This window comes from Micromonospora sp. LOL_021 (assembly GCF_048060215.1).
GTDB lineage: Bacteria > Actinomycetota > Actinomycetes > Mycobacteriales > Micromonosporaceae > Micromonospora_E.
This window is the reverse complement of record NZ_JBHMIN010000007.1, coordinates 1-18,295: the sequence shown is the minus strand read 5'-3', so window position 1 is coordinate 18,295 and position 18,295 is coordinate 1. Positions and strand designations below refer to the sequence as shown.

Below are 18,295 nucleotides of genomic sequence, written 5' to 3'. Positions count from 1 at the left end.
TCCCTCGAAGCACCAGTGCGGCAATTATTAAGACTCTTAACAGTTTTGTAAACACCTCGGCAGGGGCAGAGGCCGGTAGGCGGAGGCCGAGGGGCAGTGGGGCGCGTACTACTCGTTGACGAGCTGCTCGCGGAGGATGTCTGCGTGCCCGCAGTGCTGGGCGAGCTCGCGCAGCACGTGCAGGTACACCCAGCGCAGCGGAAGCGGACCCCGCCGGTTGCCGTGCAGGATGTCGTCCAGCTCCAGGGACGACGTCGCCCGGCGGGACGCTTCGCAGGCTTCGCGGTGCGCGCGTTGGACACTGGCGATCGTGTCGTCGGTCGCGAGGATGAACGACTCGTCTGCCGACGCGGGCAGCCCGAGCTCCGTACGCGGCCGGCACGTCACGGCCTCGTCGAACCAGACCTTCTCGACGAAGGTCGCATGCTTCACCAGACCCAGCAGTGTGGTCCGGGAGGCCACCAACGATCGGCGGGCCTGCTCCTCGGTCAGCCCGTCCAGGCAGCGGTTGAGCGCGGCGCGGTGCTCGTCGAGGAATGCCTCGAATTGAGCGCGCAGCGGCTGGGTGACGACCTGGTCGGCGAAGGTCGGCGGATAGATTGGCATGCCCGAAGCATCCCATCCGACCAGGGTGGCGGCACCCGCGGACGAACGTTCGGCGGCAGTTCGGCGGCAGGCTCGGTCGTCAGTTGACACCACTGGCGGGTGCGTAGACGCCGGCGCGGGCGGCTGCCGCTGCCGCCTCGGCGGCCCGGTCCGCCGTGGCCTCGTCGACCGGGTCTCCGCTGACGAGCAGGCGGTAGTACAGCGGCGCCGAGACGGCGCGGATGACCTCGGCGGCGTCCGTGCCCTGAGGCAGTTCCGCCCGCCGTACGGCCTGCTCCACGCAGGGTGCCCACTCGGCGATGCGGACGGCGTAGAAGCGGTGCAGCGCCTCGGCGGCGCGGGGGTCGCAGGTCGCGGCGACGATGACCGCCCGGAAGAGCGCACCCTGACGCGGATCGACCAGGGTGCGCTGCACCAGCCGGGCGTTGGCCCGCAGGTCCCCGATCAGCGATCCGGTGTCGGTCCGCGGCAGCGACTGCTCCGCCATGTCGGTCAGCAGGTCGGCGACGAGGCCGGCGACCGTTCCCCAGCGGCGGTAGACCGTTGTCTTGCCCACCTCGGCGCGGCGAGCCACGTCGGCGAGGTCGAGACGGTCGAAGCCGTGCTCGACGAGCGCGTCACCGGCAGCCCGGAGCACGGCGGCGCGGACCCGGGCGGTCCGTCCACCGGGTCGGATCGCACCGACGGCCATAACGGGTCTCCAGTTTCCTTAGCGGCGATTGACTGCTAATCTAGCGCACGCTAACGGAACTTCAGTTCCCTTAACGGAGGTCGCCCACCGTGGAGTACCGACGACTCGGAACATCCGGGCTCACCGTGCCCGCCCTCAGCTTCGGAGCCGGCACCTTCGGCGGCTCCGGACCGCTCTTCGGTGCCTGGGGTAACACGGACGCCCGCGAGGCACGACGCCTCGTGGACATCTGCCTCGACGCCGGGGTGACCATGTTCGACACCGCGGACGTGTACTCCGACGGCGCGTCGGAACAGGTGCTGGGGCAAGCGATCAAGGGCCGACGCGACGCCGTGCTGATCTCGACCAAGAGTGGCCTGCCGACCGGCGACGGACCGAACGACGCGGGAACCTCACACGCGCGGCTCATCCGGTCGGTCGACGCGGCGCTGCGCCGGCTCGGCACCGACCACATCGATCTGTTCCAGCTGCACGCCTTCGACGCCGCGACACCCGTCGACGAGGTCGTCGCGACCCTCGACGACCTGGTACGCGACGGAAAGATCCGCTACCTCGGCGTCTCCAACTTCGCCGGCTGGCAGCTGATGAAGTCCCTCGCCGCGGCCGACCGGGACCACCGCCGCCGGTACGTGGCACACCAGGTCTACTACTCACTCGTCGGCCGGGACTACGAGTGGGAGCTCCTGCCTCTGGGCCTCGACCAGGGCGTCGGAGCCGTCGTGTGGAGCCCACTCGGCTGGGGACGGCTCACCGGCCGGATCCGCCGCGACACACCACCACCGCCCACGAGCCGGCTGCACGCGACCGCCGCCTACGGTCCGCCAGTCGACGACGAGCACCTGTTCCGGGTCGTGGACGTGCTCGAGGAACTGTCCCGCGAGACCGGTCGGGCGGTGCCGCAGATCGCGGTCAACTGGCTGCTGCAACGACCCACCGTGGCCACCGTCATCATCGGCGCCCGCAACGAGGAGCAACTCCGGCAGAACATCGGCGCTGTCGGCTGGTCGCTCACCGCCGAACAGACGGCCCGACTCGACCACGCCAGCGGCCGTACCGCGCCCTACCCGTACTTCCCCTACCAGCGGCAGGAAGGCTTCGCCAGGCTGAACCCTTCGCCGCTCGCGCGCATCACCGACCAGGGGAGCCCGGCTCGCCCCACCGAAGCGGGTCGACCGGCCGGGCTCCCCGTCGGGGTCAGCGACGGAAGTGGAACCAGTTGACGTTGACGAAGTCGTTCGGCTGGCCGCTGCTGAAGGTCAGGTAGACCGTCCGCCGGCCGGTCACCCCGGAGACGTTGCCGGGCACCGTACGCCAGGTCTGCCAGCCGCCGGTGTCACCGACGGCGAAGCTGCCGATCGGCGCGGCGGTCGGGCTGCCGATGCGGACCTGGACCAGGCCGCTGACCCCGGCACCGGCACCGGAGGCGACCCGGGCGACGAAGTCACGCGGCGGTGTCGAGCCGAAGTCGACGTTGTCGTAGCGGGCCCAGTCGCCGTTGGCCAGCCAGCCGATGTTCTGCCCGCCCTCGCTGCACGCCTCGGTCCCGACCCCGTTGTGGGCGTTGAACGACTCGGCCTGGATCGCGGCGTACGCGTTCACCCCACCGCCGGGCGGCGGGGTGGTCGGCGGCGGTGGCGTGGTCGGCGGCGGGTTCGACCCGCCGCGGGTGTAGACCGCGACGTAGTCGACCAGCATCGGTACGCCGGAGACGGTGTTCGCGGTCGGCGTGGTGGAGCCGGCGACGCCGTTCGGGAAGGCACCGCCCATCGCCACGTTGAGCAGGATGAAGTAGCCGGCGTGGGTGGTCATGTTGGACCAGTGCGGCTCGGGGATCTGCCCCTGGGTGACGGTGTGGTAGTGCTGCCCGTCGACGTACCAGCGCAGTTGCTGCGGGCTGGCGCTGGCGTCCCACTCGAACCGGTAGGTGTGGAACGCCGACTGGCAGGAGGCGCCGGGGCAGGCCCGGGAGCCGCCGATGCCGTTGAACTCGTCGCACGGTCCGCCCGGGGCGACGCCGCAGTGCAGCACGCCCCAGACGTTGTTGAGTCCGTTGACGTTCTCCATCACGTCGAACTCGCCGATTGCCGGCCAGTTCTGGTAGTTGCCCCGGTACGGCGAGCCGAGTGCCCAGAACGCCGGCCAGTAGCCGGAGGCGGCCGCCCCGGTCACGTTCGGCACCTGGATCCGGCCTTCGATCGCCATCACGCCACCGGACGGCGGCTTGAAGTTGCTGCGTACCGTCTCGATCCGGGCCGAGGTCCAGTTGCCGGCGCCGTCGCGGATCGGGGTGATCCGCAGGTTGCCGTTGCCGTCGTGCCGGACGTTGGCGGTGCTGTTGGTGTAGGTCTGGATCTCGCCGGTGCCCCACTGCGGCGGGCCGCCGGGGTAGCTGGTGCCGGTGTCGATGATCCAGTTGGCCGACGAGGGCAGGGTGTTGGCCGCGCCGGTGAAGTCGTCGCTCCAGACCAGGTCCCAGCCGCTGGGGGTGGGCGGGATCGCGGCGTTGGCGTGTGCGGTGACCGAGGTGACGACGGCGGTCGCGGTCAGCGCCGCCGCGGCGGCGACGATCCGGGTACGGATGCGCCGACGAGGGCGTCGCGGGGGTGAGCTCATCACTGGCCTCTCTGCTGGGGGTGTAGGCCCGGTCGCGGCCTGCTGGTGGGGTGGCCGGTCGCCGATTCTGGAATCCGGGTCAGGGCAGGTGCCGCCGACCGGCTGAGAGCGTTCTCTCCGGTGCGATTGCCGATCTTCGGTCTTGGAGCGTCAGGACTGATGGGGACGGTCGCGGATCGCTCGACTCACCCTGAGAGAGCGCTCTCAGGAGTTGTACGTCTCCAGACCGGACTTGTCAACCGATGTCGATGTCGCAACCGGCGTGGAGACTGGCTCTGAGCCCATCCGGCCGCCCCGGCGGGGGCGGCAACCGGATCACCGGCACCCTTGGAGACACCCGTCCGGCCAGGCCGGGCAGCTCGTAAAGTCAGGTAAATCCCTGCATAGCAGTGGATAAGGAGACAGGGTGCGCGTCTCGCATGGAGGAGTCCGGTGAACGGCTGGTTCGAGCAGACCATCGTCTCGACCGGCCGACTGCCGCTGTTCTGTTTCTTCGTCGGCGTCGTCCTCGGCTTCGCGTTCATCCGCTTCTCGGTCCGGATGATCCGGGCCCAGGTGCGCTGGTGGCCCGGCAACGTCACCCGGGGCGACCTGCACATCCATCACGTCGTCTTCGGGGTGGTATTCATGCTGGTCGCTGGGGTCGCCGGGCTGGCGATCCCGGTGGAGACGACCGTCTGGCGAGCGGTGGCGGCCGCGCTGTTCGGCGTCGGCGCCGCGCTGGTGCTCGACGAGTTCGCCCTGCTGCTGCATCTGAGCGACGTCTACTGGTCGGAGCGCGGCCGCACCTCGATCGACGCGGTATTCGTCGCGATCGCCGTCTCCGGGCTGCTGCTGCTCGGCCTGCGACCGCTGGGGGCCAACGAGTTCCTCACCGGCGAGACCGACCCGGCACAGTTCGCCGGTGCCGCGCTCATCGTGATCAACCTGGTGCTGGCGGCGATCACTCTGCTCAAGGGCAAGATCTGGACCGGGCTGCTGGGTTTGTTCCTCCCCGTCCTGCTGATCGTCGGCGCGCTGCGGCTAGCCCGGCCACACGCGCCCTGGGCACGCTGGTTCTACCGGGGCGATAGCCGTTGGGCCGAGTGGCGGCGAGCCAGGTCCGCCGACCGCGAGCGCCGCTACCGGCAACCGATCATCCTGGCCAAGATCCGGGTCCAGGAGTTGATCGCCGGTCGGCACGACCTGCCGCTGCCCCGGCCACCCCGCCGCGAACCCTGAGCCGACCGGCGCGTCCGGCGGCACCGCAAAGCCGTACCGCCGGGTCGCCCGAAGGCGCAGGATGGCCCGATGACCAGCAGTACCGTCGCCGCCGAGCCGGCCCGGCACCGGCCCGACGCACTGACCGTCGGCGTGGAGGAGGAGTTCCTGCTCGTCGACCGCCGGTCCGGTGCCGCCGCACCGGCCGTCGCGGCGGTGCTCGCCGAGATCCCGCCGGAGCTGCGCGGGCAGGTGCAGCGGGAGTTCCAGACCAGCCAGATCGAGATCGGCAGTCCACCGGGCCTGGACCTACGGGCGCTGCGGCGTACCCTCGGGACGCTGCGCGCCGGGGTCGCCGACGCCGCCGAGCGGGCCGGTGTCCGGCTGATCGCCGTCGGCACCGCACCGGTCGCCGGGCCACAGCCCGACGTGGTCGACGACCCACGCTTCCACCGGATCGTCGAACGGTACGGAATGCTGCTGCCCGGCCCGGGCACCAACGGGCTGCACGTACACGTCGCGGTACCGGACCAGCAGGTCGGCGTACAGGTGCTCAACCACCTCCGCCCATGGCTGCCGGTGCTGCAGGCGGCGACGACCAACTCGCCGTTCTTCCACGGCGTCGACACCGGGTACGCCAGTTGGCGGTCGGTGATGTGGCAGCGTTGGCCGGCGGTCGCCCCGGCCCCCCGGCTACGCTCGTACGAGCACTACCGGTCACTGGTCGACGACCTGACCACCGCCGGTCTCATCCTGGACGAAGGGATGCTCCACTGGTACGCCCGGCTGTCGGCGCACTACCCCACCGTCGAGGTCCGCATCGGCGACGTCTGCCCGAGCCTGGACGACACGATCCTGCTCGCCGCGCTGGTCCGCGGTCTGGTCGGCACCGCGCTCACCGCGGTGGAACAAAACCGGCCACCGGTCGACGTGGAGCATCATGTGCTGGTAGCCGCCCACTGGCGGGCCGCGCACGACGGGCTGGAGGGGCAGGCCGTGGACCTGACCGCCGGAGCACCGGCGTTGCGTCCCGGCTGGCATCTGCTGCGCCGACTGGTCGACACCGTCCGTCCCGAGCTCGACCGGCACGGCGACGTCGCGCTGGTGAACTCGCTGCTGGGCCGGCTGCGGGCACGGGGCACCGGGGCGGCCCGGCAGCGGGCCGTGCACGCCGGCACCGGCGACCTGGGTGCCGTGGTGGATTACCTTGCCGCGCAGACCCGCAGCCGGTCGATCATCCCGGCGCCGCCGCACGTGACCGCTCCCCCCACCGGACCGGCCACCGGACCGCTGACCTGGGCCGACCGGACCTGACTGGAGAAGATCTGAGATGGCGCGACGGATGGTGGTGATCGGTGGTGACGCGGCCGGCATGTCGGCCGCATCCCAGGCCCGGCAGCTGCGTGGCCCCGACGAGCTGAGCATCGTCGCGTTCGAGCGGGGCCGGTTCACCTCGTACTCGGCCTGCGGAATCCCGTACTGGATCTCCGGCCTGGTCGACGACCCGCAGGAGCTGATCGTCCGCGACCCGGAGACGTTCCGTCGCGACCACCACATCGACGTCCGCATCCGGCACGAGGTCACCCGGATCGACCTGGCCGCGCGGGAGGTGGTGGCCACGTCGTTCGGCGACGGCGGGCGGGAGGTCCGCGAACCGTTCGACACCCTGGTGTACGCCACCGGAGCGGCGCCGGCGCAGCCGCCGTGGGCGGGCAACGCCGCCTCCGGCGTGTTCGGGGTGCAGACCCTCGACGACGGTGCGGCGCTACGGGACTGGCTCGACCAGGAACCGGTGCCGCGCCGAGCGGTGGTGGTCGGCGGCGGGTACATCGGGGTGGAGATGGCCGAGGCGTTGATCCGGCGCGGGCTGGCGGTCACTCTGGTGGAACGCAGCCCGCAACCGATGTCCACCGTCGACCCGGACATGGGGGCGCTGGTCCGCTCGGCACTGGTCGGGCTCGGCATCGACGTACGTACCGGCGTGTCGGTCACCGGCCTGCACGAACGCGACGGGCGGGTCTGCGAGGTGCTCACCGACGACGGCGCGGTGCCGGCCGACGTCGTGGTGCTGGGTCTGGGCGTACGGCCCAACACCGGGCTCGCCGAGCAGGCCGGCCTGCCGATCGGTGTCACCGGCGGCGTCCGTACCGATCTGCAGATGCGGGTGGTCGGGGTGCCCGACGTGTGGGCGGCCGGCGACTGCGTCGAGACTTTCCACCGGGTCAGCGGCCAGCCGGTGCACATCCCGCTGGGTACCCACGCCAACAAACAGGGCCGGGTGGCCGGGATCAACATCGGCGGCAGCTACGCCACCTTCCCCGGGGTGATCGGCACCGCGATCACCAAGGTCTGTGACCTGGAGGTGGCCCGCACCGGACTGCTCGAACGCGAGGCGGCGAAAGCCGGGTACGCCTACGTCACCGCCACCGTCGAGTCCAACAACCGGGCCGGCTACTTCCCCGGTGCCGCCCCGATGACCATCAAGCTGATCGCCGAGCGGCACACCGGGCAGCTGCTGGGCGGGCAGATCGTCGGCACGTCGGAGGCGGCGAAGCGGATCGACGTGCTGTCCGTCGCGGTGTGGAACCGGATGTCGGTGGCCGAGATGACCGCTCTCGACCTGGGCTACGCCCCGCCGTACTCGCCGGTCTGGGATCCGGTGCTGGTCGCCGCCCGGCGGGCCAACGACGCCGTCGCCGAGACCCCGTGAGCGGGCGCCCGCCCGGACCGGGCGGGTGGCGGTTGCCGTTGGGCGTGGCAGTTAGGCTTGGCGGGTGGACCCGGCGACCCACCCCAGCGGCGATCACCTGCGCGTCTCGGACGCCGAGCGGGAGCAGGTGGTGGAGCTGCTCGGCCAGGCGACCGCGGAAGGCCGGCTGACCCTCGACGAGTACGCCGACCGGGCCACCGAGGCGCATCAGGCCAAGACCCGGGGTGAGCTGGCCCGGCTCACCGCCGACCTGCCGACGGACCCGTCGGGTGGGCTGCCGGCCGCTGCCGGGCATGGTGCGCTGGCGGCGCGCGGTTCGGCGTACCCGGCGGTGCCGGGCGGCGGCGCGACGCTGCCCGCCCCGGTGGAGCGGATGGTGGCGATCTTCGGCGACGAGGTGCGCAAGGGGCACTGGCTGGTGCCGGACCGGGTGGAGGCGCGGGCGGTCTTCGGCGACTGCAAGATCGAGTTGCAGGACGCCCAGATCCAGCATCAGGTGACCACGATCGAGGCGACGTCGATCTTCGGCTCGGTCACCGTGTACGTGCCGGAGGGGGTCGACGTCCGGATGACCGGCACGGCGGTGTTCGGTGACAAGAAGTCGAAGCTGACCGCTCCGCCCCGACCCGGTGCCCCGGTCATCCAGGTGGTCTGCAACGTGATCTTCGGCTCGGTCGTGGTGCGGCCGCCGAAGCGCAAGTGGTGGTGACGGCGGCGGGTCAGCCCGGTTGGCAGGTGGGGCACCAGTAGGTGTTGCGGGCGGCCAGCGCTCCGGCGGCCACGGTGGCGCCGCAGCACAGACACGGTTGGCCGGCTCGCCGGTAGACGTACACCTCGCCACCGTGCCGGTCGTTGCGCGGTGCCCGGCCCATCGCCTCCGGCAGGTGCTCGTCGCGGACGGTGTCGATCCGGCCCCGACGCACCCCGATCCGCATCAGGGTGACCAGGTCGGCCCAGATCCGCTGCCACTGGTCGGCGGTCAGCCGCCGACCGGGCGTGGTCGGCGCGATCCCGGCCCGGAACAGCACCTCGGTGGCGTAGACCAGGCCGACCCCGGCGACGATCGTCTGGTCGAGCAGCAACGCGCCGAGCGGTCTGGCGCTGCGCCGGATCCGGCCGCCGGCAGTGTCCGGGTCGGCGTCGTCGCGCAGCGGATCGGCACCGAGCCGGTCGCGCAGCGCGTCGGCCTCCGCCTCGGTGAGCAGCTCGCAGGCGGCCGGTCCGCGCAGGTCCAGCCAGTGCCGTCGGTCCGTTGCACCGGCTGTCGCGGTCGGCCCGCCGGCTGCCACGGCTGGCCCGCCGACCAGCCGCAGCCGGATCTGCCCGACCGGTGCGGGCGGCTGTCCCGGCCCGTCGGCGACGGTGCCGTAGAGGCCCAGGTGCACGTGCAGGATGCCGCCTGCCGGGCCGCCCCGGTAGTGGTGCAGCAGATGTTTGCCGTACGCCTCGGTGGCGGCCAGGGTGGCGCCGGTGAGCCGGGCGGCGCCAGCGGTGAACCGACCCTGCGGGCTGGTCGCGACGACCTGCGCTCCGCCGAGTACGGCGTGGTGGTGGGCGGCCAGCCGGTGGATGGTGTGGCCTTCGGGCATGGCAGCAGAGCCTATCGGCCACCGTCGGCTTGACCATGATCGGACCCAACTGATTGTATGGTGATCAACTGTTGACGCGCCAACAATTGTGGCCGATCTTCGGAGGTTCCGTGCCCACCACCACCGTGCTGCCAATCCCGGTCACCGGCAAGCGGAGCGTGAACGCCTATCTCCTGCTCGGCCGCCGACCGGTGGTCGTCGACGCCGGGATGCCCGGCAGCGCCGGAAAGATCCAGGCCGGTCTGATCCGGCACGGGGTTGACCCCTCCGAGGTGGCGCTGATCGTGCTCACCCACGGGCACACCGACCACTTCGGCTCTGCCGCCCGACTGCACCAGCTGACCGGGGCACCGGTCGCCGGTCACGTCGCCGACCTGGCCCAGTACCGGGCCGGCGCGAGCCGGCGCCCGTATCTGCCGACCGGGCCGACCGGGCGGCTGATCATGCGCTCCGGGGTGCTCGACCGACCGGTCCGGCCGGTCGAGCCAGACCTGCTGATCGACGGCGAACTCCGGCTCGACGACTACGGCGTGGCCGGCCGGATCGTGCCCACCCCGGGCCACACCGCCGGTTCGGTGTCGGTGCTGACCGACGACGGCGACCTGGTCGCCGGGGACCTGGTCGCCGGCTCGATGCTGGGCCTGCTCGGCAGCCGGCCGGCCAACCCGCCGTTCCACGACGACCCGGTCGGCAACCTCGCCAGTCTGCGGCGGATGCTGGCCCTCGGCCCGGCGACGCTGCACGTCGGGCACGGCGGCCCGCTCGACCCGCGCCGGGTCGCCCGCTGGGCGACGAAGGAGGAGAAGCGGCTGGGCCGGTTGGCCGCGAGCGGCCGGCTAACCCGTCGTCGGGCCGGCGTCGGCACCGATCAGTAGCTTGCCGATCAGGCCGACCAACTGGTCCCGCTCGGCGGCGGTGAGCCGCTCGAAGAACCGGGCCTCGAGGGTCGCCGCGTCGGCCGAGATCGTCGCGAGGGCCGTCCGGCCGGCCGGGCTGATGGTGACGATGTACGCCCGCCGGTTGGTCGGATTGCGCTGCCGGGTGACCAGACCGGCGCGTTCCAACGCGTCGACCGTGCCGACCATCGTGGTCCGGTCGGTCCGTAGCCCGTCGCTGAGCTCCTGCTGGGAACGGGGACCGGTGGCGTCGAGCATGCCCAGCACCAGGAACTGGGTCAGGTTACGGCCGGTACGCGCGGCGGCCGCCTCACCGATGCGGGTCGCCGCGGCCCCGGCGCGGCAGAGACCGACGATGTGCCGTTGCCACAGCAGCTGACGGAAGTAGTCCGTGAGCTCCGGCGGATCGTCGGGACCGCGCGTCCTGTGCTCCGCTTCCGGTCCTGCTGGCCTCACCGTCACCGCTACACCCGCCCATGATCGGAACCTGACCGTCCGAGGGTATCGCCACCCGCTTGACCGTGACTGGTGTGGCGGACCGGACATCCGGGTACTGCAAGCCGACAATCGCCGGAGACCCTGCCCAGCCGCGGTGCGGCCCGGCGTACCGATAAGGAGGTCTGTGATGGTCAGGATTACCTCGCTGTCCCGGCGCACGGAGCCGACGAGGCCGGCGGACGACCCGCCCCCGACCGGCGGTACCACCGCGACCGCGACCGGCACGGCCGACACCGCAGAGGCTGACACCACGCGAGCCGACACCACGCGAGCCGACACCACGCGAGCCGACACGGCAACAGCCGACAGGCGCGCCGGGGTCACCGACCCGGCCACCCGGCCGACACCGCCGGGACCGCGCCCCGAGCCGCCCACCCGGGAGGGCGGCGACCCCCGGCCGGCTCCCCCGCCGGCACCGGCCGGCCCTCGGCCCCGGGCCAGCCTGCTGGCCACGGTCAGCCTGATCACCGGAGTCACCGGCGCGCTGTTCGTGCTCTCCGGGCCGCTGGCGCCGTACGGCATCGCGATCGGGGTGATCGCCCTCGCCACCGGCCTCGGCGGGATCTCGGCGACGGCCCGTCGGCACATCGCCGGCCGGACCGAGGCGCTGATGGGCAGCGTCCTCGCCCTCGGGACGATGATCGTCGGCAGCCTGGCGCTGACCGGCGCGCTGAGCTGGTTGACCACCGAGACCGACATGGTGCAGCAGGTACGGCAGTGGCTTGATTCACAGTTTGCCGGAATCTTCTGACGGGCAATCGTGACGTTGGGACGGTGGTTCACCGCCCCGCAGGGCCCAGTCAGCGGTGGTGCACCGTACGAGGGCCGACCGGACCGGTGGTTCACCGGGCACCGCATCTTCGGGGGGCGACGACGTGGTCGCCCCCCGAAAGCATGTCTACGCAACAAAGCACATGTTCTACTCGGTAATGACGCAACGATTCGCCGTCAGAAGCAACTCCTGGCAATGGTTTCTGCGTGTCCCAGCCCTTAGCGTTGGAGAACAAGCGTCAGCCCACGGCCACCGCCGGGGCGCGCCTTCGACCCACAGGAGCCAGCCGCATGACGATGCACGCCACCCGCCGGCAGTACCTGATGTGCCGGCCGACGTACTTCGCCGTGGAATACGCGATCAACCCGTGGATGGACCCGGCCCGCCCCGTTGACCGGGAGCTGGCGATCGCGCAATGGGACCAGCTGCGCCGGACGTACCTGGAACTGGGCCACACGGTCGACGACATCGAGCCGCTGCCCGGCCTGCCCGACATGGTCTTCGCCGCCAACGGCGCCACCGTCATCGACGGCCGGGCCCTGGCCGTGCAGTTCCGTGAGCCGCAGCGGGCCGACGAGGCCCCTGCCTACCGCGACTGGCTGGAGCAGGCCGGCTTCCCGGTGCACGAGGCCAAGCACGTCAACGAAGGCGAAGGCGACTTCCTGGTGGTCGGCGACTACCTGCTGGCCGGCACCGGGTTCCGCACCTCGCACGCCGCGCACGCCCACGCCCAGGAGGTGTTCGGCCGTCCGGTGGTCACTCTGCAACTGGTCGACCCGTGCTTCTACCACCTGGACACCGCGCTCGCGGTGATCGACGAGCAGACCATCGCGTACCTGCCGGAGGCGTTCTCCGCCGGCAGCCAGGCGGTGCTGCGCCGGCTGTTCCCGGACGCTGTCACGGCCAGCCTGGCCGACGCCGCCGCGTTCGGCCTCAACGCCGTCAGCGACGGCCGGCACGTGGTGCTGCCGGTGCAGGCCGACGGGCTGGCGACGGCGCTGCGTGAACGCGGCTACCACCCGATCGGGGTCGACCTGTCCGAGCTGCGCAAGGCCGGCGGCGGCCCGAAGTGCTGCACCCTGGAGCTGAGGGGGTCAAGCCGATGATCGTCGACGGGATACTGCGCACGCCGGGGGCGGTACGCGACGCCGAACGCTGGACCGCGCACAACTACCACCCGCTGCCGGTGGTGTTCAGCGAGGCCGCCGGTGCCTGGGTCACCGACGTGGACGGGCGGCGCTACCTGGACTGTCTGGCCGGCTACTCGGCGCTCAACTTCGGCCACCGGCATCCGACCCTGACCGCCGCCGCGCACGCCCAGCTGGACCGGCTCACCCTGACCAGCCGGGCGTTCACCCACGACCGGTTCGCCGACTTCTGCCGCGAGCTGGCCGAGCTGTGCGGCAAGGACATGGTGCTGCCGATGAACACCGGCGCCGAGGCGGTGGAGACCGCGATCAAGGTCGCCCGCAAGTGGGGCTACCAGGTCAAGGGCGTACCGGACGGGCAGGCGACGATCGTCGTCGCCGACGGCAACTTCCACGGCCGGACCACGACGATCGTCAGCTTCTCCACCGACGCCGAGGCCCGCGCCGACTTCGGGCCGTACACCCCGGGGTTCACCATCGTGCCGTACGGCGACCTCGCCGCGCTGGCCGACGCGATCGACGAGACCTGCGTCGCGGTGCTGCTGGAGCCGATCCAGGGCGAGCAGGGCGTGGTGGTGCCGCCGGACGGCTACCTGACCGGGGTACGCGACCTGTGCACCAGCAACGACGTACTGTTCCTCGCCGACGAGATCCAGTCCGGGCTGGGCCGCACCGGGGCGACGTTCGCCTGCGATCACGAGGGTGTGGTGCCGGACATGTACATCCTCGGCAAGGCGCTCGGCGGCGGGATCGTGCCGGTGTCGGCGGTGGTCGCCGACCGGTCGGTGCTCGGCGTGCTGCGTCCCGGCGAGCACGGCTCGACGTTCGGCGGCAACGCCCTCGCCTGCGCGGTCGCCACCGAGGTGGTCCGGCTGCTGGCCACCGGCGAGTACCAGCGGCGCTCGGCCCAGCTGGGCACCCGGCTGCAGGCCGGGCTCGACACGCTGCGCGACGATGGACGGCTGCTCGCCGTCCGTGGCCGCGGGCTGTGGGCCGGGCTGGACCTGGACCCGCGCCGGACGACCGGTCGGCAGGCCTGCGAGCGGCTCGCCGAACGGGGCGTACTGGTCAAGGACACCCACGGTGCGACGATCCGGCTCGCCCCGCCGCTGGTCGTCGAAGAGTCCGACGTGGACTTCGCCATCGAACAGCTTTCCCACGTGCTGCGCTGAGCACACCGGCCGGCCGGGGGGCGATGCGCCGCCCGGCCGGGGGCCGGTCGTCCAGGGGCACGGTCAGGGTCGGGGTCAGTGGAACACGATGGCCCGGCCGCAGGCGATGCTGGCCCGGCACGCCTCGTGCAGGGTGAGCCACGCCTGCGTCTCGGCGGAGAAGTCGGTGCCGTCGGGCACCGCGAACAGCCGGGCCGCCTCCGTGTCCGGCAGTTCTCCGGCCGGGTCCAACCGGACGCCGATCGCCGGGGCGCAGCGCCGCAGCTCGGCGAGCAGACCCTGACTCGACCCGACGATGCCGCCGCCGGCCACCCCGGCCTCGGCCGGCAGGAACACCGGGTCGCCGAAATCGGCCGGCACGTAGTAGCCGGCGGTGTCGGAGTGGCACAGCAGGTGCGACTCCAGCATGGACGCCTGATCGTCGATCAGCTCCCGGTCCGCGGTCAGCCCGCTCGCGTCGGTGACCGGGGTGACCGGCCGGTCCAGATCCACCAGAGCCAGCACCCGGCGCAGTTGGTGCAGCCAACTGGTCGGCAGGCTACGCAGGTGCGGCCGGGTCGACGGCACCGTCGCCGGGTACTGCTCCTGCCAGGTAACGCCCTCAGCGGCCAGCGCGGCGCTCAACTGGTCGAGGGCGGCGCGACTGCGCGCCGCCCCCTCGTCATCGATGCCGGACAGCTCCGTGGTGATCCCGACCGTGACCGCAAGACTCATGCGAGGCAGGGTAACCGGGCTGCCCGACAGGTCGGTCAGGTCAACAGGTGGCCAGCATGCCGGACAGGGCGGACTTCTCCGCGCTGTCCACCGTCATGTCGTAGTACCACTTCACCTGAATCCAGGCCCGGGCATAGGTGCAGCGGAACGCGGCGCGCGGCGGCTGCCAGTCGGCCGGGTCCTTGTCACCCTTGGCCTGGTTGACGTTGTCGGTGACCGCCCACAGCTCCGGCCCACCGAGGTCGTTGGCGTACGTCTGGCGCCGGGCGGTGGACCAGGCCCAGGCACCGGAACGCCACGCCTCGGCGAGCGGCACCATGTGGTCGATGTCCACGTCCGACGCCTGCGTCCAGGTGGCCCCGTCGAACGGGCTGTACCAGGATCCTGAGGTCGGGTAGCAACTGCTGTTGACCACGACGTTGCTGCCGTCACGCTTGAGCACCTGCTCGCGGGTGTTGCAGCTGCCGGTGATGGTGATCCAGTGCGGGAACAGCGAACGGTTGTAGCTGGACTGGTGCGACTCGGCGGCCACGGTCAGCGAGTTCAGCCGGCTGAGCGCCTTGCTGTAGGACGGGATGTTGGGCGGGGTGGCCTGGGCGGGGACAGCGGTCAGCGTGAGGGCGACGACGATGGCGACCATCGCCGCCACGGTGGCGCTAAGGGCACGGCGGACACCGATGGCGGGTCGGGCACTGACGGTACGGCGGGCCATTGGGGCTCCTGGCGTCGCTGCCCACCGCGGCCGGGTCGGGTGCTCCGGCCTGGGGATACGGCGGGCAGGTCGACAACGGGAATCTAAGCCCCTCAATCACATTGATCAAGACAGGTCGATGAATACGGCGTTAAGTCCAGCGCTCCAACCGGGTGGCTCTATCGTTGTCGCCGTGCCGAGCACCGACACCGCTTCCCCGTCGCCAAGCAGACCCCGGCTACACGTTGGCTGTGCGATGTGGACGCACAAGTCCTGGCAGGGACGGCTGATCGCGCACCCGCTACCGCCGGCCGAACGACTGCGCCACTACGCCGCCTGGTGCACCGCCGTCGAAGGCAACACCACCTTCTACGCCACCCCGACCCGGGAGACCGTCGCCACCTGGGCGGCGCAGACCGACCCCGACTTCCGCTTCGTGCTCAAACTGCCGAAGACCGTCACCCACGAGCACCGGCTCACCGGCGCCGACGAGCCGCTGAACGCCTTCCTCGACGCGATCGCGCCGCTCGGACCGCGTACCCATGCGATCTGGGCCCAACTGCCGGGGTCGTTCGGCCCCGACGACGTGCCCGCCCTGGCCCGCTTCCTGCGCCGACTCCCCCACGATCACCGGTACGCCGTCGAAGTCCGCCACCCGGCGTTCTTCACCGAGCCGGCCGCGACCCGGCTACTCGAAGAGGTACTGACGGACGTGGACGCCGAGTGGGTGCCGTTCGACACCACGACGTTCTTCGCCGCCGGGCCGACCAGCGACGCCGAACGCGACGCCTGGGCCAAGAAGCCCCGCGCCCCGCTGCGCACCCGGGCGTTGACCGATCGACCAATCGTGCGCTACCTCGGCCGCGACGACGTCGAGCAGACCGTCGCCGGCTGGCAGCGCTGGGTCGAGGCATCGGTGGCCTGGCTGCGGCAGGGCCGTTCGCCGACGGTGTTCATCCACACTCCGGACAACGCCGACGCGCCGGCTCTGGCCCGCCGCTTCCACGACGAGGTACGGGCCGCGCTGCCGCAGCTCGACCCGCTGCCCGAGCCGATCCCGGCTCAGCCACTGACCCTGTTCTGACCGGCACGGGCCGGACTGCCGCCAGCACCTTGCCCTGACCGGGCTGCCGGCCGCCACGGTCGGACCCGACTCACGCCTCGTCGGCCAGAATCCGGGCCAGGGTCCGGCGACCCATCCGGCTCATCGCCGGGAAGCTGTCCACGTAGTACCAGACCGCGCCCATCGACTGCTCGAACGCCCACGCCTTGCCGCGCTGCCAGTCCAGCTCGGCGCAGATCAGTCGCTCACGCAGCACCGAGCGTGGCCGGTCGTCGAGCAGATGCCAGGCGGCCACCAGTTCCAGCGCCGGATCGGCGGGCCGCAGACCACCTACGTCCAGCACCCCGGCCAGCCGGCCGGCGCGGACCAGGACGTTGCCGGGGATCAGGTCGCCGTGCACCATCGCGTCCGGTGTCTCGCGCGGCAGCTCCCGCAACCGTCCCCACAACCGGCGCAGCGCCGGCACGTCCAGCAGATGTTCGCTGCGGTCGAAGCAGGTCCGCATCCAGGCGTCATGCCGGCGCAGGTCACCGCCCCGGCCGCCGCCACTGAACGGCCGACCGCCGGTGCCGATCGACTGGACCCCGGCGATGAACTCGGCGAGATCGGCGGCGAGTCCGACGGATCCGGCCGGGTCGTCGTCGGTCGCGACCGTGCCGGGCAGCCAGGTCTGCACCGACCAGGGCAGCGGGTAGCCGGCACCGGGTTCGCCGATCGCCACCGGCTCGGGGGTGGCGAAGCGCGTGCGACCCAGCAGTACGCGGGCAGCCGCCGCCTCGTCGGCCAGGTGCCGCCGTACCGTGTCGGGGTCGTCGGGGCGCAGCGGGAACCGGGCGGCCAGCCGGTCCCCGATCCGGAAGATCGCATTCACCGTGCCCTGCCCGGCCGCTGCTCGCACCGGCAGGTCCCGCCACTGTGGGAACTGCTCGTCGACGAGCGCGCGGACGGTCGTCACCGGCACAGCCAACTGGTCGTCGTGCATCCTCACCGCTGCAGCGTGCCGGTTGTGGACGCGGTGGTGCCACCGGGTTTCCCTGAACGCCGGCAACGGCACCGCGACCCGACCTGGCCCGCCGGTGGCGGATGATGGGCCGATGCCTGTGGTCGAAGCAGTGGTCACCGTCCCTGTACCGCCGGATCTCGCCTTCGCGGTGTCCCAGACCACCACGCCGGTCCGGTACCGCTGGGACCCGTTCATCCGGGCACAGCACTTCGTCGACGGTGCCACCCGCCCCGGCAAGGGCGTCCGCACCTTCACCCGGTCCCGGCACGGCCTGACGATGATCAGCGAGTACGTCTCGTACGCTCCGCCGACCAATGTCGGCATGAAGATGGTCCATGGTCCGTGGTTCTTCGAGATGTTCGCCGGCGGCTGGCGGTTCGCCCCCGCGTCCGAGCCCGGTCACACGGTGGCGACCTGGCGGTACAGCTTCCGCTGCCGGCCGGCACCGCTGCGCCCGATCGCCGACCGGTTCGGGGTGTGGCTGCTGCGCCGCGACATCCGCCGCCGTATCGCCGGCTACGCGGCCGGTTGCACCGACCCGGAGGTCGTCGCCGCCGCCGGCCGGTTACTGTCCGGCTGACCCCGGTGGGTTCTCAGCGTCTCGAAACCCGACGCAGAGCGAGGGCCGGGCCCCGGGTACGGGGTCCGGCCCTCACGCTGAGCTTGTGGTGTCTCGGGTGGTGCGGTGGGTCAGCTGTTCCAGTGCTGGGCGACGAGTTCGGCGGCCTGGGTCTCCCACTGGGCGTAGTGGTCCGGGTACGCCGACACCTGCACCGCCTGGGCGGCCTCGGTCAGCGGCATGTCCTGCCAGCCGTCGACGGCCTTGAGCCCGTTCAGGAACGCGGTGGTGGAGTACTCGACGTCGGTAATCTGCTCGACGGTGCCCCAGCCGGAGGACGGGCGCTGCTGGAACAGGCCCTGCGAGTCGT

19 protein-coding genes and 1 pseudogene are annotated in these 18,295 nt (G+C 71.8%); 11 read left to right on the top strand and 9 right to left on the bottom strand.

Annotation, left to right across the window (positions count from 1 at the left end):
• Positions 1 to 108: 108 nt before the first annotated feature.
• Together ACFHWT_RS07310 and ACFHWT_RS07305 are read right to left on the bottom strand one after the other, a co-directional pair.
• On the bottom strand, positions 109 to 606 hold the full coding sequence (locus ACFHWT_RS07310) for a DinB family protein (RefSeq protein WP_416593812.1): 498 nt from the start codon (positions 604 to 606) through the stop codon (positions 109 to 111).
• Positions 607 to 685: 79 nt separating this feature from the next.
• Positions 686 to 1,297 carry a TetR/AcrR family transcriptional regulator gene (locus ACFHWT_RS07305; protein WP_416593811.1) on the bottom strand — a complete coding sequence of 204 codons (612 nt, stop codon included), beginning with the start codon at positions 1,295 to 1,297 and terminating at the stop codon, positions 686 to 688.
• A gap of 89 nt (positions 1,298 to 1,386) precedes the next feature.
• Here ACFHWT_RS07305 and ACFHWT_RS07300 point away from each other — a divergent pair, with 89 nt between their 5' ends.
• On the top strand, positions 1,387 to 2,517 hold the full coding sequence (locus tag ACFHWT_RS07300; RefSeq protein ID WP_416593810.1) for an aldo/keto reductase: 1,131 nt from the start codon (positions 1,387 to 1,389) through the stop codon (positions 2,515 to 2,517).
• Here ACFHWT_RS07300 and ACFHWT_RS07295 read toward each other — a convergent pair.
• Positions 2,492 to 3,910, bottom strand: a complete 1,419-nt coding sequence (locus ACFHWT_RS07295) for a carbohydrate-binding protein (RefSeq protein ID WP_416593809.1) — start codon at positions 3,908 to 3,910, stop codon at positions 2,492 to 2,494. The genes ACFHWT_RS07300 and ACFHWT_RS07295 overlap by 26 nt on opposite strands.
• A 432-nt stretch (positions 3,911 to 4,342) precedes the next feature.
• On the opposite strand from ACFHWT_RS07295, the gene ACFHWT_RS07290 reads away from it, so the two are divergent.
• From ACFHWT_RS07290 to ACFHWT_RS07275, 4 genes are all read left to right on the top strand, one after another.
• Positions 4,343 to 5,131: a hypothetical protein gene (locus ACFHWT_RS07290; protein ID WP_416593808.1), complete on the top strand. Its 789-nt coding sequence runs from the start codon at positions 4,343 to 4,345 to the stop codon at positions 5,129 to 5,131.
• A gap of 69 nt (positions 5,132 to 5,200) precedes the next feature.
• A complete protein-coding gene (locus ACFHWT_RS07285) occupies positions 5,201 to 6,424 on the top strand; it encodes a carboxylate-amine ligase (RefSeq protein ID WP_416593807.1) in 1,224 nt (407 codons plus the stop codon).
• 16 nt (positions 6,425 to 6,440) lie between these two features.
• Complete coding sequence (locus ACFHWT_RS07280; protein WP_416593806.1) at positions 6,441 to 7,820, top strand: FAD-dependent oxidoreductase; 1,380 nt, start codon at positions 6,441 to 6,443, stop codon at positions 7,818 to 7,820.
• Between the two features lie 64 nt (positions 7,821 to 7,884).
• Positions 7,885 to 8,529 carry a DUF1707 SHOCT-like domain-containing protein gene (locus tag ACFHWT_RS07275; RefSeq protein WP_416593805.1) on the top strand — a complete coding sequence of 215 codons (645 nt, stop codon included), beginning with the start codon at positions 7,885 to 7,887 and terminating at the stop codon, positions 8,527 to 8,529.
• 10 nt (positions 8,530 to 8,539) lie between these two features.
• Here ACFHWT_RS07275 and ACFHWT_RS07270 read toward each other — a convergent pair whose 3' ends face one another.
• Positions 8,540 to 9,409 (bottom strand): Fpg/Nei family DNA glycosylase, encoded by an 870-nt coding sequence (locus ACFHWT_RS07270; protein WP_416593804.1) that lies wholly within the window; start codon positions 9,407 to 9,409, stop codon positions 8,540 to 8,542.
• A 110-nt stretch (positions 9,410 to 9,519) separates the two neighbouring features.
• Here ACFHWT_RS07270 and ACFHWT_RS07265 point away from each other — a divergent pair, with 110 nt between their 5' ends.
• Entirely contained in the window at positions 9,520 to 10,284 is a 765-nt protein-coding gene (locus tag ACFHWT_RS07265; protein ID WP_416593803.1) for an MBL fold metallo-hydrolase, read from the top strand.
• Here the strand turns inward: ACFHWT_RS07265 and ACFHWT_RS07260 are convergent.
• Positions 10,246 to 10,761: a MarR family winged helix-turn-helix transcriptional regulator gene (locus tag ACFHWT_RS07260; protein WP_416593802.1), complete on the bottom strand. Its 516-nt coding sequence runs from the start codon at positions 10,759 to 10,761 to the stop codon at positions 10,246 to 10,248. The two genes, ACFHWT_RS07265 and ACFHWT_RS07260, sit on opposite strands and share 39 nt — an antisense overlap.
• A gap of 169 nt (positions 10,762 to 10,930) precedes the next feature.
• Here ACFHWT_RS07260 and ACFHWT_RS07255 point away from each other — a divergent pair, with 169 nt between their 5' ends.
• The 3 genes from ACFHWT_RS07255 (at position 10,931) to rocD (ending at position 13,895) form a co-directional block, all read left to right on the top strand.
• Positions 10,931 to 11,554 carry a hypothetical protein gene (locus ACFHWT_RS07255; protein WP_416593801.1) on the top strand — a complete coding sequence of 208 codons (624 nt, stop codon included), beginning with the start codon at positions 10,931 to 10,933 and terminating at the stop codon, positions 11,552 to 11,554.
• Between the two features lie 317 nt (positions 11,555 to 11,871).
• Positions 11,872 to 12,681 carry a dimethylargininase gene (gene ddaH / locus ACFHWT_RS07250; RefSeq protein WP_416593921.1) on the top strand — a complete coding sequence of 270 codons (810 nt, stop codon included), beginning with the start codon at positions 11,872 to 11,874 and terminating at the stop codon, positions 12,679 to 12,681.
• Positions 12,678 to 13,895 carry an ornithine--oxo-acid transaminase gene (gene rocD / locus ACFHWT_RS07245; protein ID WP_416593800.1) on the top strand — a complete coding sequence of 406 codons (1,218 nt, stop codon included), beginning with the start codon at positions 12,678 to 12,680 and terminating at the stop codon, positions 13,893 to 13,895. The genes ddaH and rocD overlap by 4 nt, the downstream gene beginning before the upstream one ends.
• Positions 13,896 to 13,970: 75 nt before the next feature.
• Here rocD and ACFHWT_RS07240 read toward each other — a convergent pair whose 3' ends face one another.
• Positions 13,971 to 14,609, bottom strand: a complete 639-nt coding sequence (locus tag ACFHWT_RS07240) for a hypothetical protein (RefSeq protein WP_416593799.1) — start codon at positions 14,607 to 14,609, stop codon at positions 13,971 to 13,973.
• 40 nt (positions 14,610 to 14,649) lie between these two features.
• On the bottom strand, positions 14,650 to 15,321 hold the full coding sequence (locus tag ACFHWT_RS07235) for an HNH endonuclease family protein (protein WP_416593798.1): 672 nt from the start codon (positions 15,319 to 15,321) through the stop codon (positions 14,650 to 14,652).
• 235 nt (positions 15,322 to 15,556) lie between these two features.
• Between ACFHWT_RS07235 and ACFHWT_RS07230 the strand changes: the two genes are divergently transcribed.
• Entirely contained in the window at positions 15,557 to 16,384 is an 828-nt protein-coding gene (locus ACFHWT_RS07230; RefSeq protein ID WP_416593797.1) for a DUF72 domain-containing protein, read from the top strand.
• Positions 16,385 to 16,454: 70 nt separating this feature from the next.
• Here the strand turns inward: ACFHWT_RS07230 and ACFHWT_RS07225 are convergent, their stop codons facing one another.
• Positions 16,455 to 17,345, bottom strand: coding sequence for an aminoglycoside phosphotransferase family protein (locus ACFHWT_RS07225; protein WP_416593920.1), 891 nt, complete (start codon positions 17,343 to 17,345; stop codon positions 16,455 to 16,457).
• A gap of 112 nt (positions 17,346 to 17,457) precedes the next feature.
• On the opposite strand from ACFHWT_RS07225, the gene ACFHWT_RS07220 reads away from it, so the two are divergent.
• Positions 17,458 to 17,946 carry an SRPBCC family protein gene (locus ACFHWT_RS07220; protein ID WP_416593796.1) on the top strand — a complete coding sequence of 163 codons (489 nt, stop codon included), beginning with the start codon at positions 17,458 to 17,460 and terminating at the stop codon, positions 17,944 to 17,946.
• Between the two features lie 110 nt (positions 17,947 to 18,056).
• Here the strand turns inward: ACFHWT_RS07220 and ACFHWT_RS07215 are convergent.
• Positions 18,057 to 18,295: pseudogene (locus ACFHWT_RS07215) on the bottom strand (hypothetical protein); the annotation flags it as partial.

Excerpts from the sequence above, each read along its gene's own strand:
- ACFHWT_RS07310 (WP_416593812.1), bottom strand. The coding sequence starts at position 606 with ATGCCAATCTATCCGCCGACCTTCGCCGACCAGGTCGTCACCCAGCCG.
- ACFHWT_RS07305 (WP_416593811.1), bottom strand. The coding sequence starts at position 1,297 with ATGGCCGTCGGTGCGATCCGACCCGGTGGACGGACCGCCCGGGTCCGC.
- ACFHWT_RS07295 (WP_416593809.1), bottom strand. The coding sequence starts at position 3,910 with ATGAGCTCACCCCCGCGACGCCCTCGTCGGCGCATCCGTACCCGGATC.
- ACFHWT_RS07285 (WP_416593807.1), top strand. The coding sequence starts at position 5,201 with ATGACCAGCAGTACCGTCGCCGCCGAGCCGGCCCGGCACCGGCCCGAC.
- ACFHWT_RS07280 (WP_416593806.1), top strand. The coding sequence starts at position 6,441 with ATGGCGCGACGGATGGTGGTGATCGGTGGTGACGCGGCCGGCATGTCG.
- ACFHWT_RS07270 (WP_416593804.1), bottom strand. The coding sequence starts at position 9,409 with ATGCCCGAAGGCCACACCATCCACCGGCTGGCCGCCCACCACCACGCC.
- ACFHWT_RS07255 (WP_416593801.1), top strand. The coding sequence starts at position 10,931 with ATGGTCAGGATTACCTCGCTGTCCCGGCGCACGGAGCCGACGAGGCCG.
- ddaH (WP_416593921.1), top strand. The coding sequence starts at position 11,872 with ATGCACGCCACCCGCCGGCAGTACCTGATGTGCCGGCCGACGTACTTC.
- rocD (WP_416593800.1), top strand. The coding sequence starts at position 12,678 with ATGATCGTCGACGGGATACTGCGCACGCCGGGGGCGGTACGCGACGCC.
- ACFHWT_RS07240 (WP_416593799.1), bottom strand. The coding sequence starts at position 14,609 with ATGAGTCTTGCGGTCACGGTCGGGATCACCACGGAGCTGTCCGGCATC.
- ACFHWT_RS07235 (WP_416593798.1), bottom strand. The coding sequence starts at position 15,321 with ATGGCCCGCCGTACCGTCAGTGCCCGACCCGCCATCGGTGTCCGCCGT.
- ACFHWT_RS07230 (WP_416593797.1), top strand. The coding sequence starts at position 15,557 with ATGTGGACGCACAAGTCCTGGCAGGGACGGCTGATCGCGCACCCGCTA.
- ACFHWT_RS07225 (WP_416593920.1), bottom strand. The coding sequence starts at position 17,345 with ATGCACGACGACCAGTTGGCTGTGCCGGTGACGACCGTCCGCGCGCTC.
- ACFHWT_RS07220 (WP_416593796.1), top strand. The coding sequence starts at position 17,458 with ATGCCTGTGGTCGAAGCAGTGGTCACCGTCCCTGTACCGCCGGATCTC.